Genomic DNA, 16,613 nt, shown 5'->3' on the forward strand with positions numbered 1-16,613 from the left:
TCCCTTCTCAACTGTGGATTTCGGCGCGATGAGTTGCGCCCAGCGCTACTCAGCGCACCGAAATCGCCGACTAGAACAAACGTTTGGCGAGCTTAAGTGCCTTCTCTGTATACGGGGGATAGATGAAGGCTCCGACATCGGGTCGGGTCGGCTTGGTCATCACCGTCTTCTTGTGGCTGAACTGCTCGAAGCCGTACCTGCCGTGGTAGGCGCCCATGCCCGACGGGCCGACGCCGCCGAAGGGCAGCTTGTTGGTGGCGAAGTGGAACAGCAGGTGGTTGACCACCATGCCGCCCGCCGATACTTCCTTGATCACCCGTTCCCGGATGCTCTTGGTCTTGGTGAACAGGTAGGCCGCCAGCGGTTTGGGCCGCGAGTTGACGAATCCGATTGCGTCGTCGAGGGATTTCACCGTCATGACCGGCAGGATCGGGCCGAAGATCTCGTCGGTCATCAGCGGCTCGGCGGGATCGGGGTCGACGACTACGGTCGGCTGGATGCTGATCGTCGACGGGTCCGATCCGCCGCCGATGGCGACCTCACCCTTGGTCGCATCGAGTGCGGAGACGAGCCGGTTGAAGTGGCGCTCGTTGACGATGCGCTTGCCGCTGGGGTTCTGCGACTCGAACGTCGTCACGGCTTCTTTGATCTTGTCGACGAGCTGATCGCGGATCTTCACATCGGCCAGCACGTAGTCGGGCGCGATGCAGATCTGGCCGGAGTTGATCAGCTTGGTCCACGCGATCCGCTTGGCCGCGACGTCGATGTCGGCGTCGGCGGACACGATCACCGGGCTCTTGCCGCCCAGTTCCAGGGTGACCGGCGTCAGGTGCGGCGCGGCGCCTTCGTAGACCTTGCGGCCGATCTCGGTGCCGCCGGTGAAGCAGATGTGGTCGAAGCCCTGCGCGATGAGCTCCTGGCTGACGCTGCCGTCGCCCTCGACCACCACGATGGCGTCGTTGTCGAGGTAACGCGGTACCAACTCGGCCATCAGCGCCGAGGACGCCGGGCACACCTCGGAGGGTTTGAGCACGACGGTGTTGCCGGCCGCGATCGCCCCGATGGCAGGCCCGAGGGTCAACACGAACGGAAAGTTCCACGCGCCGATCACCAGCACGGTGCCGTAGGGCTCGTATTCGACCCAGCCGCGTCCGGGCAGCTGCGACAACTCCAGCAGCCGGTAGCGGCGGCGGGCCCACTTGCGCACGTTCTTCGCGGCGTCCTTGGCCTCACCGGCGGTGCTGGCGATGTCGGCCAGCCACGCTTCAAAGCGGTTGCGGCCGAGGTCCTGGTGCAGCGCCTCGGCGATGGCGTCCTCGTTTTCGGTGACGAGCTTTTCCATTGCCAGCAACTGCTGCTTGCGCCAGGCCAAATCCCTGGTGCGGCCGGTCTTGAACGTCTCGCGCAGTCGGCGCACGACACCGGGGATGTCGGTGGTGGGTGGCGCGGGCGCGACGGATTCAGTGGTCATGGTGGGTGTCCTTCCTGACCCGAGGAATACCCGATCCTAACCAACCGGTTGGGCCACCCTGTAGGGGCAACTTTGTCCCCCTTATATCGTCCGTTCGGGCGGTTAGCACGCCTTCTCAGCGGTGACGAACGCGGAGAACGCGTCGGCCTCGTACTCCTCGGGTGGCAGCACCCACCTGTTCAGGCGTTGCATCTCGTCGCGGGAGGTGACGGCGGCGGAGCGCCAGCCGTGCGCGTCGAGCCACTGCGCGACGTCGGCGCGGTCGGGGTCGTTGTACATCAGGTCGGCGACGTCGAGCGTTTCTTCCATGCCGAACTGGGCGGCGATGCGTTCGAACCGCGCCCGCATCTGTTCGCGACGCTCGTCGGCCTGCGTGCCGACGGTCTCGACGGCGACCCGGCTTCCCGGTGCGCTGAGCGCAGTGACCTGCTCGAACAGCCGGTCCTGGGCGTCGGCTGGCAGGTACATCAGCAGTCCCTCGGCCAGCCACGCGGTGGGCGCGTCGGCGTCGAAACCGGCGTCGCGCAGCGCTGCCGGCCAGTCGAAGCGCAGGTCGACCGGTACCGCGTGCCGTCGCACCGACGGCAGCGTGCCGTGCTCGGCCAGCCGCGCGGCCTTGTACTCGAGCACCTTGGGCTGATCGATCTCGTAGACCACGGTGCCGGCCGGCCACGGCAGCCGGTAGGCGCGCGAATCCAGGCCGGACGCCAAGATGACGGCCTGGCGGATCCCCGCGTCGGCGGCGTCGGTGAAGAACCGGTCGAAGAAGTGTGTGCGCACGGCCTGGTAGTTGCCCATGTGCTCGAAGATCACGGCGACCTCGGGGTCGACCTCGGCGACCTTGGCCTTGAACGCATCGTCGAGGATGAACTCCCAGATCCCTGTTCCTGCGCCGGCGACAAGCACCTTGGCGAACGGGTCGCGGATCAGCGGCTCGTCGCGGGCGGTCTCGGCGGCGCGGGAGGCCGCCACCATCACCGCGGTCGAGCCAACGCTGGTGGCGATGTCCCAGGTGTCGTCGTCAGTGCGCAGTGAACTCATCGTGCGCCATGGTAATCCAATAACTTAGACATGCTATCCGAACTGTGGGCGACGTCACCGGCGCTACGACTTGAGTTGCCACAGCTTGTTGGCCATCAACAGCTCGAAGTTACGGATGACCGCGGTCAGTTCTTCGTGCGTGCCGACGAAACCCGCATAGAAGCCCATCCCCCACATCACCGCGACCAGCATCTCGACCAGGTACTTGATGTCGGTGTCCGTGCTGAGCTCACCGCGTTCGATCGCGTCGTTGACCGCCCACGTGATGAACTCGCGAGAGTTCTCCAGCGAATCGTGTTCGTCGCCGCCGAGTTCGGGGTGCCGCTGAGCCTCCAGCACCGACGTGACGAGAAACGCCGCCGCCGACCGGTCCTCAGAGTCTGCCTGCATCGCGACGGTGAAATAGACGGTCAGCCGGTCGAGCAGGTTCGTCTCGGCTTCGGCGCGGGCCTTGCCCACCCTGGCGATCGTCGCGTTGGTTTGCTCGACGACCTCGCGCCACAACACCTGCTTGCTGGCGAAGTAGTGGTTGATCGCCGGCCGGGTCAGGTCGGCGCGGATGGCGATCGCCTGGAAAGTGGCGGCGTCGTATCCGAGTTCGCTGAAGACTTCGCGAGCCGCCTTTACGATGCGCTCCCGGGTCTCGGCGGCCTTCGCTGCGGGGGGACGACCGGGGCCCCTACTCGCGGTGTGCGGCACGGAGAAATTGTGCCACAGGTCACCGGGGATAACTGCACCAGGATGCTTACGGCGGCGTCAGGACCGCCCGACCAGCAAAGCATCCGACGGTGTAGCGACGAATCTGCCGTAGAGAAGACACAGGTTCACGAACTAGGGTCGCGTCCCATGGCGAGCGTCGCATCGCGTGAGGCCTACTTCGAGACGGGTCTCGACGTCCTGTCCGACCTCGGCTATGGCGGGCTGAAACTGGCCGAGGTGTGCAACCGCCTCGGCGTCACGACCGGATCGTTCTACCACTACTTCCCGAACTGGCCTGCGTACACCAAGGCGCTGGTCGCGCACTGGATGCAGGTCCGCACCGTGCGCGTCGTCGACACCGTGCGCGCCGAACCCGATCCGCGCCGGCGCATCGACATGCTGGTGCAGAGCGCCTTGGGCCTGCCCCACGGGGCCGAGGCTGCGATTCGGGTGTGGAGTGCGATCGACCCTGACGTGCGGACCGTGCAATCCGCGGTCGACCAGCAACGCTACGAGATCGTGTACGAGTCGGCCTACGAAATCCTGCAGCATGTGCGTCAGGCGCAGGTGTTCGCCGCGTGGGCGGTCTATTTGCTGATCGGGTACGAACAGGCCGCCCTGCCACGCGACGCCCACGCGCTCGAGTGGATCGCGGCCCAGATGATCAGCGCCCTCGAATCCGGCCGGTTCACGTCGGTCTTCGATGAAAGCTAACTCGGGCGCCACATCGAGCACTCGGCCCCGGTCGACCCCATCAAGATCATTGCTACGTGGCCCGGTGCGGCTGTGGCGCCGCGTGGTCGACCGGATCCGCCAACGCGACCCCGAGCACGACGCGTTGCGCCGCGCGACGCGGGCAGCGGTGATGCTGCCGGTCGCCGCGGCGGTCAGCTTCCTGGTCGCCGGCGACTCGCAGACGCCGCTGTTCACCATCTTCGGCTCGGTGGCACTGCTGATCGTGGTCGACTTCCCCGGCAACCGGCCGGCCCGAGCGCTGGCCTACGGCGGCCTCGGCGTCAACGGCGTCGTCCTCATCACGCTGGGGACGCTGGTCGCGCCGCATCCGTGGCTGGCGGTCGTGGTGATGTTCCTGCTCGGCGTGGCGGTGACGTTCTTCGGAGTGCTCAGCGAGATCGTCGCCGCGGGTCAGCGCGCCACCCTGCTCACCTTCGTGCTGCCCGTATGCACCCCCGTGGGCCCCATCCCCGAGCGGCTGCTCGGCTGGCTCATCGCGTTGGCGGTGTGCGTGCCTGCCGCGTTGTTCCTACTGCCACCACGCCATCACGACGAGTTGCGCGACAACGCGGCCGCGGTCTGCACCAAGCTCGCCGATGCGCTGGAGGGCGGCGCGACGGTCAAAGAGGTGACCCGCGCGATGAACGCGCTGTGGGAGACGTTCCTCAACGCCGACTTCCGCCCCGTCGCCCTCAGCGCGGGCAGCCGCGCGCTGGTGCGCGTGGTGGACGACCTCGGCTATCTGTCGGACCGGCTCACCGAACACACCGGGCACCAACTCGGCGTGATGAAACCGCCACTGGTGCGGGTGCTGCGCGACGGCGCCGCCGTCCTGCAGACGCCCGACCGGGTGACGCGAAGCGCCTTGGGCACCGATCTCAACATCGCGCTGAGCGAGCTGCGGTCCGCCGCGCAGGGCAACTACCGCGAGGACATCGTCGCGATCCTCGACAGTCCTGACGACACCGCCGCGGTGACGGTTGGTCGAAACCTGTTGGGGCGGCGCACCTTTTCGGCGACCGTCGGGGTGACCGGACGCGTCATCCGCAACGCGGCGGCCGCCGACGGCCGCCCGGTCTGGGACCGGGTGCTCGGCCGCGGTCTGCCACCGACCGGCACGGCCGACTGGGTGATGCCCGAGACCACCGCCGTCGCGCAGATCACCCGGGGTTTTCTGGCCACCAGGGCGGTGGTGTTCCGCAACAGCGTGCGCACCGGCCTCGGTCTCGCGCTTGCGGTCGCCGTGACGCACGTGCTGCCGCTCGAGCACGGCTTCTGGGTGGTGCTCGGCGCGATGTCGGTGCTGCGCAGCAGCGCGCTGACCACCGGCACCCGCGTCGTGCGGGCCGTCACCGGCACCGGCATCGGGTTCATCCTGGGTGTCATCGTCATCGAGCTCGTCGGCGTCGATCCGATTGTCATGTGGACGCTGCTGCCGATCGTGGCGTTCGGTTCGGCGTTCGTGCCCGAGATCGCATCGTTCATCGCCGGACAGGCGGCGTTCACCATGATGGTGCTGATCACGTTCAACCTGATAGCGCCGACGGGCTGGAGCGTCGGGTTGGCCCGCGTCGAGGACGTGGTGGTCGGCGCGCTGGTGGGGGTCATGGTGTCCCTGCTGCTGTGGCCTCGCGGAGCCGCGGCGCGGGTGAACGCCACGATCGACCGGGCGTTCACCCTCGGTGCAGCGTTCCTCAAGGCAGCCGTTCAGCGCGTCACACGTGGTGCCTCCGAAGAGGCCACAAACCGTGTGCTCACGCTCAGCCACAATGCGCTCGTCGCCACACGCACCGTCGATGATGCGGTGCGCCAATTCCTTTCGGAGAACGGCGGCGTGACCGACGTGCGGGCTCCGACGGTGCGCGCGGCCAACCGGGCGGTCCGGCTGCGCGCCGCCGCGGAGCTGATCACCGACGTCGTCCCGCCGCCGCTTGGGGTATACGACCAAACCAAGGCGGTGCTGGAAGCCCACGCCAAGGCGGTGAGCGACCGGATCATCGGCAGCAGCCGGCAGTCACCACCGCCGATCAGCGACGACTTCGTGTTGACGCTGCGCGCAGAGGCCCCCCAGGTCCGGGCGCTGCAGGCCGACACTGATCTCGCCGTTGCCGCCGCGCTGCCGCTGGTCACGGTCGCGGCCCACCTGGGCGGTCTGGAGTTGTTGTATCCCAGCCGTTCTTGACGCGCTTGGGCTCAGATGCGGTGCGGCATCAGCGCATTGGGCGGCACGGTGCCGAACTTGCCGGCCTGGTAGTCCTCGAGGGCCTGGATCAGCTCGGCCTTGGTGTTCATCACGAACGGGCCGTAGTGGACCACCGGTTCGCGGATGGGCTGGCCACCGAGCAGCAGGACCTCGAGCGCGGGACGGTGGGCGTCCTGGCCGGTGTCGGCCGCGACGCTGATCCGGTCGCCCGCGCCGAGCACCGCCAGTTGGCCCTGCCGGATCGGATGTTGCGCCGCGCCGACGGTGCCGCGGCCGGACAGCACGTAGACCAGGGCGTTGAACTCGCGTCGCCACGGGAGGTTCAGCCGTGCACCGGGTTGGATCGTGTTGTGCGCCAGGGTGATCGGCGTGTGCGTGATGCCGGGGCCGTGCTGGCCGTCGACGTCGCCGGCGATGACACGCACCAGCGCACCGCCGTCGGCCGAGGACAACAGCTTGACGTCGGCGCCTTCGATGGCCTGGTATCGGGGCGCAGCGAACTTGTTGCGGCGCGGCAGGTTAACCCATAGCTGGATGCCGTGGAACAACCCGCCGCTCTCGACGAGTTCGGCGGGCGGGGTCTCGATGTGCAGGATGCCGGAGCCTGCCGTCATCCACTGGGTGGCGCCGTCGGTGATCAACCCGCCACCGTCATGTGAGTCCTGGTGCGCGAAGCGGCCGTCGATCATGTACGTGACGGTTTCGAAGCCGCGGTGCGGATGCCAGTCGGTGCCCCGGGGCGCGCCGGGTTCGTAGTCGACTTCACCCATCTGGTCCATGTGCACGAACGGGTCGAGGTCGGCGGCGCCCACCCCGGCGAACGCCCGCACGACCGGAAAACCCTCACCCTCGTAGCCGCGCGGGCCCGTGGTGATCGAGCGGACGGGGCGTTCGGTGTCTGACGGCGACGGCGCCGCGACCCGGGGAAGGGTCAGGGTATCAGCGGTGATGGCAGGCATACTCGGACTAACCGGACTGCGGTCCAAATATTCCGGACCTGTGGATAACTTCCGCCGGTTGTCGGCCGAGGGCGGTAGACTTTCGCACATGCGTTCGAATACAGTGTCCGCGGTCGACGTGCTGACGTCGATCGAAAGCGCCTACAAGGAGTTGGCGGCGCTGCCCCTGGACCGGCTGTCGCGCACCGATCTGTATGCACTGGTGGCCGGGCTCGACAGGCTGGAGCAGCAGCGCGCCACGCTGAACCGCAAGCTCATCGGCCGGCTGGTCGCCGAAGGCGGCGCGGCTCGCCCCGTCGGGGCGTGTTCGGCGAAGGACCTGGCCAGGCGGCTGCGCATCTCCCCCGGTGAGGCGCAGCGGCGCATCCGGGAGGCGGTCACTCAGCCATGACGATGTGCGGCGTCACCTCCTCTGAGGCGGTCTTCGCGGCCGTCGGCGAGGTGGAGGCCGCCCATCAGAAACTGGCCGGCTTGTCGCTTGAGGGGTTGACGGGCCGCGAGTTGGTGGCCGTGCAGAACCGGCTGGAGCGAGTGCGTCGCCGCGACGCGGCCGTCGACCATGTGCTGATCTCACGGTTGGCGCTCGAGGACCCGAAGGCGTTGGGGGCGTCGTCGCTGGCCGAGGCGATGTGTACGGCGTTGCTGATTTCGAGAGACGAGGCCAAGCGCCGAATCGACTCGGCGCAGGCGCTCGGTCCGCGCACCGCGATGACCGGGGAACGGTTGGCGCCGCTGCTGCCCGCCACCGCGGCCGCCCAGGCCGAAGGTGCGCTTGGCGCGGAGCAGGTGCGCATCATCGAGACGTTCTTCCAGGAGCTACCCGCGCACGTGGACTATCAGTCCCGCGAGTCGGCCGAAGTCGATCTCGCGCGCATCGCGGCCGGGCTACGTCCGGAGGAACTGCGCAAGGCCGCCGACCGGCTGGCGATGCTGCTGGACCAGGACGGTCCGATGCCCAACGACAAGGAGCGCGCCCGGCGGCGCAGTCTGCACGTCGGAACCCAGGGTCGCGATGGGATGAGCAGGATCACCGGATGGCTGGATCCCGAAGCCCGCGCGACATTGGAAGCGGTGCTCGCCAAACAGGCCGCTCCGGGCATGTGCAACCCGGATGACGAAAATCCCTGCGTGGATGGTGAACCCACGCCCGAGCAGCGCCACAGCGATATGCGCAGCCAAGGTCAGCGCAACCACGATGCGCTCAAGGCGATGGGCCGCGCGGTGCTGGCCTCCGGGCAACTGGGTCAGCACAAAGGGTTGCCGGCCTCGATCATCGTGTCGACCACGCTCAAGGAGTTGGAATCGGCGTCCGGCATGGCGGTCACCGGCGGAGGCACGGTGCTGCCGATGAGCGACGTGATCCGGCTGGCCTCCCAAGCACACCACTATCTGGTGGTCTATGACGGCCACGGTGAGCTGCCGCTGTATGTCGGGCGGGCCAAGCGCTTCGCCACCCCGGGACAGCGCATCGTGCTGCACTCGCGTGACCGCGGTTGCACCAAGCCGGGATGCACCGCGCCGGGTTACTGGTGCGAAGTCCACCATGCCGCCGCCGACTGGATCGACGGCGGACAGACCAACATCAACGAGCTCACCTTCGCCTGCCCGCCGCACAACCGGCTGATCGACAGCGACGGCGGTTGGACCACCCGTCCGCGCGCCGACGGACGCACCGAGTGGCTGCCGCCACCCGACCTCGATACCGGCCAGGCCCGAGTCAACAACTACCACCACCCCGAGAAGTACCTTTTACCCGAAGACGACGAAGGCCCGTAGCCAGCGCGGGGGCCAAGGCTCTAGTCGTCCTTGCGCTTCAGCGTCCACGCCGGAATCCAGTGTGTGACGCGGTTTCGGCGTGCGCCGTAGGCGATTTCGTAGGTGACCAGGCCCCACCAGTAGCCCTGCTCGCACAAGCCCCAGCAGGTTAGCTTGCCCTCCACGATCGAGTGCATCTGCAGCCCCGCGGGGTTGTAGCCGCCGCTGTGGTGTGGCTCGCGCGGGAAGACGGCGGCCAGGTCGACGAGCACGGCAACGGGCGGGTCGACCCGACGAAAGGCCTGTTGGACCGGCTGTCCGTTGTAGCCGATCGACTGCAACTCACCCATTATTCGATCATACGTTCGATTCCGGTGGGCACTGGACCCTTGTGGGTCCGTCGACGATCATCGAGGCACGCGAACGTCGGCGAAGGGCTGGGCACTGGATACTGCGGCGAACGCGGCCGGCGGCATCGGCAGCTGGATCAGCCGGCGGGCGTTTCTTTCCGGGGACCGGCGCCCGCAACGACGAAGCGCCGGTACCCGCAGCCGAGCTGATCGGCTACGCCCGCGAGCGGCTGGCCCACTTCAGGTGCCCACCCGCGTGGAGTTCGCGGCGGAACTGCCCCGCAACGCCACCGGGAAAGTCCCCAAGACGACGCTGCGCCGCGATCACGGCGGTCACGACGCGACCGTGCAGCGCTGAGGCCGGTCCAATCCGGTGCGCACTACGTGGGCATCGGCTGCGCCGCAGCACAATTGCTGCCAGCTGACATTCAATTTCTGCCAGTGGGATTAAACCCTTGACGGTCCGGTTTGAACTGTGTAGCTGCAGCACGAACCGCGACACCTGCCACGGCTCGGATTCGTCAGAACGAGAAGAGAAGAAGGCTGGGATTGATGAAGAAGTTCAGCATTGTCACCATCGCCGCCAGCGCACTGGCCGCCGCCGTCGTCGGGTTTGCCGCCCCGGTTTCGGCCGCGCCGTCCGGACCGGGAAACGCCGAGGAGACGATCAGCCAGCTCGAGTCGGAGGGCTACAACGTGATCGTCAACCGGATCGGCAACGCGCCGCTCGACCAGGCCGATGTGGTGTCGGTGCGGTCGGGCCAGACCTACACCGAAACCAACAGCAAGGGTGTGGGCCATGACCTCAACACCCGAGTGGTCAACAAGACCGTGTACGTCGACGTGAAGTAAACCCCCTCACAGCAGGCCCCCGGATGCGCCCCCCCCCCGCATCCGGGGGCCTCGTCGTTGCGCCGACGGGGTTTCACAGCGGCGCCGAACGGCTAATCGGGTGCTCGATGGGCTTCGACCTCACCCCGACCGGGGCGCAGCACGACCTCGCGCGACGGACGCACGAGTTCGCCGTCGACGTCGTGCGCCCGGTGGCCGCCGAGTACGACGCGCGCCAGGAGTTCCCCTGGCCGGTGCTGGAGGAAGCGGCTACGCGCGGCTTCTACAGCCCGCTGTTCTACCGCGACCTCATCGGCGATCCCACCGGCCTGTCGCTGCCGATGTTCATGGAGGAGCTGTTCTGGGGGTGCGCCGGAATCGGGCTGGCCGTCGTGATGCCCGCGCTGGCGCTCTCGGCCATCGGCCAGGCCGCCTCGCCCGAGCAGATGCTGCAGTGGGCACCCGAATGTTTCGGCACCCCAGGTGATCTCAAGCTGGCGGCGTTGGCGATCTCCGAGCCCGAAGGCGCAGCGACGTGCGCAACCTGCGTACCACGGCCCGCCGTGCCGCCCCAGGAAGAGACGCTGACTGGATCATCGACGGGCACAAGATGTGGATCGGCAACGGCGGCATCGCCAACGTGCACGTGGTCAACGCCGTCGTCGACCAGGAACTCGGCCACAAGGGCCAGGCGCTGTTCATCGTTCCCGGCGGAACCCCGGGCCTGGAGTTGGTGCGCAAACTCGACAAGCTCGGCTGCCGGGCCTCACACACCGCCGAACTCAAGTTCGACGGCGTCCGGATCCCGGCCGATCACCTGCTCGGCGGGCAGGAGAAGCTCGACCACAAGCTGGCCAAGGCGCGTGAGGCCAGCCAGAAGTCGGCGCACGGTGCCAAACACTCCGGATCGGCGACGCTGGGCACCTTCGAGCAGACCCGCCCGATGGTCGCCGCGCAGGCGCTCGGGATCGCCAGGGCGGCTTTGGAATACGCCACCGAGTACGCCAACCGCCGGGAGGCGTTCGGCGCGCCGATCATCGACAACCAGGGCATCGCGTTCCCGCTCGCCGAGTTGGCGACCGCGATCGACGGGGCCCGGCTGCTCACCTGGCGCGCGTCCTGGATGGCCGCCAGCGGGGTGCCGTTCGAGCGCGGTGAGGGCTCGATGTGCAAGATGGCCGCCAGCGAGGTCGCCGTGCGCGCCACCGAACGCGCCATCCAGACGATGGGCGGCTGGGGCTACATCAAGGATCACCCGGTCGAGAAGTGGTATCGGGATGCCAAGCTGTACACCATCTTCGAGGGCACCAGCGAGATTCAGCGGATCGTGATCGCCAACGCGCTCGGCGCCGCCGACGGTAAACCGCCGCTGCACTTCGACCTCGAACCCACCGGCGGACCGTTCAACCGCGTCTTCGGCCGGGGCACCCCGCTGCGGGGGCGCGCCGCCGACGCCGCGCTCTCGGCCAAGGACCGGCTCCCAGCGCCGGTCATGCGGATGGCGATGAAAGTGCTGCGCCCGCCGCGCAAGTGAGCGACGTCAGAACCGCAGGTTGCGTAGCACGTCGTACACGCTGGCGATCCACAGCAGCAGCGGGATGACGGCCGCGATCGAGGCACCGTCCAGCAGTTCGAGAATCCGCTTGGTCACCGGTGAGACCCGGCGCACCCCGGCGGTCGCGCCGATGACGATCAACGCCACGATCCCCGCGGCGGTGTAGAGGCTCAGCACCAGCCACGCCCGCTCCGGGTACCACAGGCACAGCCGAACCATCACGCCGGTCGGGACCACAACGGTCGCCGCCAACAACGCCCACGCGCACCACCGCTCCGCGTACAGCCGCGACCGGAACGCACAGATCGCCGTGACCAGACCGGCGACGATCATGCTGTGGGCGAAGAAATGGCCTTGCACCACAACGCCGATCGCGCCCACCGACAGAATCAGCGCACCCGCCGCGACGAAACCGATCAGCAGGCGTTTGGCCAACTCGCTGCGCTCGTGCAGCCGCGCCGCGGAGTCCGGAACCGACGCGATGATGGCCTGCCAGGTCGGTGACTCGTCGCCGGTCAACTCCGATGTCGCCACCGGGTCGAGCAGTTCGTCGTTGGTCACCGTTTCACCGGGCGCCGGGATCGGCGGCAAGGCGATCCGCGCCACCGCGACGGTCAGCTTCGCGGCGTTTGTCACGATGATCAGACCGAAGGCGATGGCGCCGGCGGCCACCCAGTACTGCCACCCGTAGCCGAACGCGATGGCCGCCGCGGTCGCCGCGATGGAGGTGACCGCCAAAAACGCTGCCAGCTCGGCTCTTCGGCGTGGGCCGCCGCGAGAGGCAAGCGTCACCAACAGCACGACCGCGGCCGCGCCGGCCGCCTGCGGTGCACCCAGTGAGTCGAACCCGCGCGGCAACGGCACCGCTAACGCCGCCGCACCGGCCAGTGCGGGCAGCGACGCCGCCAGCAGGCTTTCCGCCGCCTCGAGGTTCCCGTACCGGTTCGTGGCGACCGCGCTGCCGCCGAGCAGGCCCAGCCCGAGCGCCGCCAGCGCCACCGCCCACCACCAGCCATGTCCGGTCTGCGCCCAGGTCACCAGCGTCATCACCGTCACCGCCAGCGTCGCCAATGGAATCGCCAGCCCGACAAAGCGGTTCAGCGCCGCGCGGTCGAACTCCGGTGATTCGTCCAGCACCGCGATCGCGTCGATGACATCCTCGACCAGCGGCCGATACCGTTCGGTGCGGCTGACCGAGACCAGCGTCAGCAGCGAGCCGTCGACCACGCCCGCGTCGTCGAGGGACTCACTGAACTTCAGCGGCGGCGCACCCGGCCGGGCGAACGCCCACACCCCCTGTGCGGAGAAGTCGAACCCCGCCAGCACATCTTTGGGGGTGTCCTCGAGCAGTTCGGCCAACACCGAAACCGTCTCGTCGATGTAGCTCTCGATCGGCGCCGTCGCCGGCAACACCAGATCGGTCATCCGCCGCCCGGTCAGGATCGTCACCCGTGTGGTCGACGGCCGGCCCGGCGTGACAGCCGATGGCGTTGTTGCGGCGGCGGTGGAGGTCAACGCCGCTCGATCCTGTCGAAGTCGTCGGACAGTGCCGCAGCCAACTCGATGACGCGGCGCTGGAACGTCTTGGAAAGCAACTCGAGTTGGATCTCGGTGCCCGCGGCGATGTGCTTATCCCACGGCAACACAACAACGCGGCCCGGCGGGACATGGCGTTCGAACTGCTCCACCAGGTCCTCGACGTCGATGTTCGGTTTACCCGGCACCACGTGGTTGACCACCACGCAGGAGCGGCCCAGCAGATCCTGATATCCGTTCTGCCGCAACCAGTCCATCGTCACCGCGGCTTGGCGCGCCCCGTCGATCGACGCGCTCGCGACGATGATCAGACCCGACACCGTCGACAGCACGCCACGGGCGGCGGGCTGGAACAGCCCCGCACCGCAGTCGGCCAGCACGAGGTTGTAGTAGCGCGACACGATGTTGGTCACGCCCTTCCAATCCTCGTCGTTGAACTCGCGGCGCGCGCCGCTGTAGTCCTCCGACGAGAGCACCTCGAGGTTGGCGCTGTTCATGCTCGTGTAGGCACGAATGTCGTTGTAGCGCGCCAGCTCCTTGTCGGAGAGCAGATCGGCGATGGTCGCAGCCGACTGGCGGCCGGCGCGGTCGGCCAAGTTGCCGGCGTCCGGATCGGCGTCGATGGCCAGGATTCGGTCCCCGCGCACCCTGCTCAGCGCAGAACCGAGCGCCACGGTCACGGCCGTCTTACCGACGCCGCCCTTGAGCCCGAAGACGCCGATCTGATAGGAGTCGCGGGCGTTGCGGCGGATCCGGCTGTGCAACTCCATCTCGTAGAGCTCATCGGGTGAGAGCCCCAGGTTGATGCGTGTCAACACATACAGCAGGTGCCGCCAGCCGCGCTGCGACGGCATCTTGACGGCCGACTTCACGCCGACGTGTGACAGCGCATCGATCGCGCGGTGATTGCCGATGCTGGCCGCGGACGTCGGTGCTTGATGGGCCGAGCGCCGCGGGGCGTTGGATTCCGAAGGCGCATCGGCGAATTGCTGGCTCGGCGCGGGCGCCGGAGCGGGCCGCGGCGGCGGCGCAGGTGCCTGCCCCGGCTGTTCGTAACGAGCACCAGCGGGCACCTCGGCCTGGGACGTGCGCATCATCCCGTTGGCGTGCGCCTGCGGGGGCGTCGGCCTGGCCGGCGGCATCTGGGCGGTGACCTCGGTCTCGCGCACCGGCGGCGCGGACCCGATCTGCGCCACGTGGTGGGTGATGGGCGGCGCGGGCGGCGTCACTTCACTGCGGCCCGGGCCGCTGGTGGGCATCGGGCCCGCCGCGTCTGTGGCGGCGGCGTCGCGATCCGCTACCTCGTCGGCTGTCTTCACAGCATCGCCCGGGGAGTGGAAGAGCCGGTCATAGTCGGCCGACATGGGTACCTCTCATCGTTGGAAAAACGCCGAGGCGCGGAGTGGGCGAGCCCGTCTGCGTGACGCGCTCCCCCACCCGCGTGCACCGTCGTGTTAGGCGAACATCCCGGTAACGCCGGCTTCGGTTTGGGCCATCGTCGCGCCGGCCTCGCTGATCGTCTGCGCTAAGTTCTGCAGTGCCGTGTTGAGCTCGGCAGATGTGCTGTCCCAACGCATCTGCACGGCCTGGTAGGCCTCCGAGCCCGAACCGCCCCACACCGCGGCCAGCGCGGCGAGCGAGCCCTTGCCCTCGTCGAGCAGGCCGGCGGTCTGTCCGACGGCGCCCTGAATCTCGCTTGCTCCGCCTTCGATGCCGGCGAAGTTCCATACCTGTTCGGTCATGTCTGTATTTTCCGTTCTTTTAGGTGATAGTGGTCAGATGCCCATCGCGCCCGCGACGATGCCGGCCTGGTCTTCGTCGGTGACCGTATACTGCGTGCCCGAGGTGTGAATGTTGGCTGAAATGTCGTTCAGCTCTTGGATCTGGCGGGCAGCCGCCTCGTTGTAGCGCACCAGTGCGGCCTGCGCCGCGGTGCCTGCCTGGCCGACCATCTGGCTGGCCAACGCGCCTGCCGTGGATTCGACGTGCGAGATGACGGCCTTGAGTTCACCGGAGATACGTTCGAAGTTCGCTGCCTCCTTGGCGAGGACAGCGGCATCCGTATTCATCTGTGCCATGCTGGATTCTCTTTCTTTTTTCCTGTGTCCTCACCACATATCTGGGGAAATGGCGAGTCTTTCCGGCCGGGTGGCCGGGAAGTTTCTGGTGACGACTACCAGTCGTCGTCTTCCTCTTCACCGAGGTCTTGCGGTAGCACCGACGGTGCGGTCAACCCCTGCTTCGAGCCCCCGCTGGTACCGCGTTGGCCCATGGCGCCCATCGGCCCCATCCCGCCGCCGGCGCCGACCGGCGCCACACCCGTCCCGCTCGTTCCGGCCGCCGCGCCGGGCGCCACCGCAACCGGCTTGGTTTCGCCGATCAGGTTGGCCATCAAGGGAGTTCGTGCCGCCGTGCCGCCGGCGCCGGGCAGCGACGCGGCGCGCACCAGACCGGCCCCGACGCTCGCACCGGATCCACCCGCCAGCGGATGGTTGGACAGCGGGCTGGCGCCGATCAACCCCAGCTGCGCCGTGTCGCTGCCGCCCAGGCTGCCGAGCTGGCTGAACATCGAGGTCACCTGTTGCAGCGGTTGGGTCAACTGTTGCATGGGCTGCATGACCATTTGGCTTGCCTGCTGCGGCATCTGGGCCAATGTCGAGCCCAGTTGAGCACCCATCTGCATGCCCATCTGCATGCCCTGCTGCAGCGTGTCCTGCGGTCCGAGGTTGTGGGCGTTCTGGGTGCGCTGCGCCTGTCCCTCGGCATGCACCGCAGCCTGGTTGGCTTGCGCCACCGCGCGCCCTGTCTGCAGGCCCGCCGATTCGACGCTGGCCTGCGCGCCGACATGGGCGATCGCGGCGTTGCGCAACGCGGCCCCGGGCGCCATCGCCGCGGCCTGGCCGAGCGCTGCCCCGACGGCGCCTTCAGCCATTCCCGGAATGACGATGGGTTTCATCGGCATGATCGGCTCGAACATGATGTTCATCGCCGTTTCAGCCTGGTACACGTCCATCGCGCCGGCGGCCTGGTTCCACATCCGCACGAAGTAGTCGAACTCGTTCAGCCCGATCGGAACCGTGTTCACGCCAAGGAAGTTGGTGGCTTCCAGCACCGCGTGGGTAATGTGGTTTTGCTCGATCTCCGCCAGCGGTGGCGTAGTCGCCATCGCGAGGCTGTACGAGTTGGCCTGTGCCACGGCCTGCAGTGCGCGCTTCTGCGCCTGAGCTGAGACAGTTCTTAGCCAGACGACCATCGGCATGGTTGCAGCGACGGCGCGTTCACTCGCCGATCCGCTCCACGTGGACGACAACGCGGCCAGGCTCGAGGCCAGTTCGTCGGCCTGCGTCTCCAGGAAGGCCGCCAACACCTCCCACCCCGCGGCGGCCTGCAGCATCGGCGCCGGACCGGCGCCGGCCATCAGCCGTCCAGTGTTGAGCTCTGGCGGCATTGCATGCCAGAACATCGCCTAGTGCATCCT

Annotated in this window: 15 protein-coding genes and 1 pseudogene; 6 read left to right on the plus strand and 10 right to left on the minus strand. The window is 68.0% G+C overall.

The genetic code is table 11. The annotated features are described in order from the left end of the window. Window positions 1-70: 70 nt before the first annotated feature. From ABQF13_RS04070 to ABQF13_RS04080, 3 genes are all read right to left on the minus strand, one after another. The gene (locus tag ABQF13_RS04070) at window positions 71-1,471 is read right to left on the minus strand and encodes an aldehyde dehydrogenase family protein (protein ID WP_448391462.1); all 1,401 of its coding nucleotides are present in this window, start codon (window positions 1,469-1,471) and stop codon (window positions 71-73) included. Window positions 1,472-1,573: 102 nt separating this feature from the next. After that, complete coding sequence (locus tag ABQF13_RS04075; RefSeq protein ID WP_448391463.1) at window positions 1,574-2,512, minus strand: class I SAM-dependent methyltransferase; 939 nt, start codon at window positions 2,510-2,512, stop codon at window positions 1,574-1,576. Window positions 2,513-2,575: 63 nt separating this feature from the next. Then, complete coding sequence (locus ABQF13_RS04080; protein ID WP_448391464.1) at window positions 2,576-3,211, minus strand: TetR/AcrR family transcriptional regulator; 636 nt, start codon at window positions 3,209-3,211, stop codon at window positions 2,576-2,578. A 147-nt stretch (window positions 3,212-3,358) separates the two neighbouring features. Between ABQF13_RS04080 and ABQF13_RS04085 the strand changes: the two genes are divergently transcribed. Further along, entirely contained in the window at window positions 3,359-3,925 is a 567-nt protein-coding gene (locus ABQF13_RS04085) for a TetR/AcrR family transcriptional regulator (RefSeq protein WP_448391465.1), read from the plus strand. A gap of 49 nt (window positions 3,926-3,974) precedes the next feature. Continuing rightward, window positions 3,975-6,128, plus strand: coding sequence for an FUSC family protein (locus tag ABQF13_RS04090; protein WP_448391466.1), 2,154 nt, complete (start codon window positions 3,975-3,977; stop codon window positions 6,126-6,128). Window positions 6,129-6,139: 11 nt separating this feature from the next. Here ABQF13_RS04090 and ABQF13_RS04095 read toward each other — a convergent pair whose 3' ends face one another. Next, window positions 6,140-7,108: a pirin family protein gene (locus ABQF13_RS04095; protein ID WP_448391467.1), complete on the minus strand. Its 969-nt coding sequence runs from the start codon at window positions 7,106-7,108 to the stop codon at window positions 6,140-6,142. Window positions 7,109-7,196: 88 nt separating this feature from the next. On the opposite strand from ABQF13_RS04095, the gene ABQF13_RS04100 reads away from it, so the two are divergent. Beyond that, a complete protein-coding gene (locus ABQF13_RS04100; protein WP_448391468.1) occupies window positions 7,197-7,499 on the plus strand; it encodes a DUF222 domain-containing protein in 303 nt (100 codons plus the stop codon). After that, window positions 7,496-8,884 (plus strand): HNH endonuclease signature motif containing protein, encoded by a 1,389-nt coding sequence (locus ABQF13_RS04105; RefSeq protein WP_448391469.1) that lies wholly within the window; start codon window positions 7,496-7,498, stop codon window positions 8,882-8,884. Before ABQF13_RS04100 ends, ABQF13_RS04105 begins: the two co-directional genes overlap by 4 nt. 20 nt (window positions 8,885-8,904) lie before the next feature. Here ABQF13_RS04105 and ABQF13_RS04110 read toward each other — a convergent pair whose 3' ends face one another. After that, window positions 8,905-9,213, minus strand: a complete 309-nt coding sequence (locus ABQF13_RS04110; RefSeq protein WP_448391470.1) for a hypothetical protein — start codon at window positions 9,211-9,213, stop codon at window positions 8,905-8,907. A gap of 552 nt (window positions 9,214-9,765) precedes the next feature. Between ABQF13_RS04110 and ABQF13_RS04115 the strand changes: the two genes are divergently transcribed. Next, window positions 9,766-10,065 (plus strand): hypothetical protein, encoded by a 300-nt coding sequence (locus tag ABQF13_RS04115; protein WP_448391471.1) that lies wholly within the window; start codon window positions 9,766-9,768, stop codon window positions 10,063-10,065. A gap of 107 nt (window positions 10,066-10,172) precedes the next feature. Next, window positions 10,173-11,578 (plus strand): annotated as a pseudogene (locus ABQF13_RS04120) (acyl-CoA dehydrogenase family protein). Window positions 11,579-11,584: 6 nt separating this feature from the next. Here the strand turns inward: ABQF13_RS04120 and eccD are convergent. The 5 genes from eccD to ABQF13_RS04145 all read right to left on the minus strand — a co-directional run bounded on the left by eccD (window position 11,585) and on the right by ABQF13_RS04145 (window position 16,598). After that, on the minus strand, window positions 11,585-13,114 hold the full coding sequence (gene eccD / locus ABQF13_RS04125) for a type VII secretion integral membrane protein EccD (protein ID WP_448391472.1): 1,530 nt from the start codon (window positions 13,112-13,114) through the stop codon (window positions 11,585-11,587). Beyond that, a complete protein-coding gene (locus ABQF13_RS04130) occupies window positions 13,111-14,499 on the minus strand; it encodes a MinD/ParA family ATP-binding protein (RefSeq protein ID WP_448391473.1) in 1,389 nt (462 codons plus the stop codon). The genes eccD and ABQF13_RS04130 overlap by 4 nt, the downstream gene beginning before the upstream one ends. A 90-nt stretch (window positions 14,500-14,589) precedes the next feature. Next, entirely contained in the window at window positions 14,590-14,877 is a 288-nt protein-coding gene (locus tag ABQF13_RS04135) for a WXG100 family type VII secretion target (RefSeq protein WP_069404752.1), read from the minus strand. A 33-nt stretch (window positions 14,878-14,910) separates the two neighbouring features. Next, window positions 14,911-15,213, minus strand: a complete 303-nt coding sequence (locus ABQF13_RS04140; RefSeq protein WP_448391474.1) for a WXG100 family type VII secretion target — start codon at window positions 15,211-15,213, stop codon at window positions 14,911-14,913. A gap of 95 nt (window positions 15,214-15,308) precedes the next feature. After that, window positions 15,309-16,598 carry a PPE family protein gene (locus tag ABQF13_RS04145; RefSeq protein WP_448391475.1) on the minus strand — a complete coding sequence of 430 codons (1,290 nt, stop codon included), beginning with the start codon at window positions 16,596-16,598 and terminating at the stop codon, window positions 15,309-15,311. Window positions 16,599-16,613 lie beyond the last annotated feature (15 nt).

The organism is Mycolicibacterium sp. XJ879, from assembly GCF_053483935.1.

What these genes read in the sequence shown, in the direction of transcription:
- ABQF13_RS04075 (WP_448391463.1), bottom strand. Translation starts at nt 2,512, where the DNA reads ATGAGTTCACTGCGCACTGACGACGACACCTGGGACATCGCCACCAGC.
- ABQF13_RS04095 (WP_448391467.1), bottom strand. Translation starts at nt 7,108, where the DNA reads ATGCCTGCCATCACCGCTGATACCCTGACCCTTCCCCGGGTCGCGGCG.
- ABQF13_RS04105 (WP_448391469.1), top strand. Translation starts at nt 7,496, where the DNA reads ATGACGATGTGCGGCGTCACCTCCTCTGAGGCGGTCTTCGCGGCCGTC.
- ABQF13_RS04145 (WP_448391475.1), bottom strand. Translation starts at nt 16,598, where the DNA reads ATGTTCTGGCATGCAATGCCGCCAGAGCTCAACACTGGACGGCTGATG.
- ABQF13_RS04110 (WP_448391470.1), bottom strand. Translation starts at nt 9,213, where the DNA reads ATGGGTGAGTTGCAGTCGATCGGCTACAACGGACAGCCGGTCCAACAG.
- ABQF13_RS04070 (WP_448391462.1), bottom strand. Translation starts at nt 1,471, where the DNA reads ATGACCACTGAATCCGTCGCGCCCGCGCCACCCACCACCGACATCCCC.
- ABQF13_RS04085 (WP_448391465.1), top strand. Translation starts at nt 3,359, where the DNA reads ATGGCGAGCGTCGCATCGCGTGAGGCCTACTTCGAGACGGGTCTCGAC.
- ABQF13_RS04100 (WP_448391468.1), top strand. Translation starts at nt 7,197, where the DNA reads ATGCGTTCGAATACAGTGTCCGCGGTCGACGTGCTGACGTCGATCGAA.
- ABQF13_RS04130 (WP_448391473.1), bottom strand. Translation starts at nt 14,499, where the DNA reads ATGTCGGCCGACTATGACCGGCTCTTCCACTCCCCGGGCGATGCTGTG.
- ABQF13_RS04140 (WP_448391474.1), bottom strand. Translation starts at nt 15,213, where the DNA reads ATGGCACAGATGAATACGGATGCCGCTGTCCTCGCCAAGGAGGCAGCG.
- ABQF13_RS04115 (WP_448391471.1), top strand. Translation starts at nt 9,766, where the DNA reads ATGAAGAAGTTCAGCATTGTCACCATCGCCGCCAGCGCACTGGCCGCC.
- ABQF13_RS04135 (WP_069404752.1), bottom strand. Translation starts at nt 14,877, where the DNA reads ATGACCGAACAGGTATGGAACTTCGCCGGCATCGAAGGCGGAGCAAGC.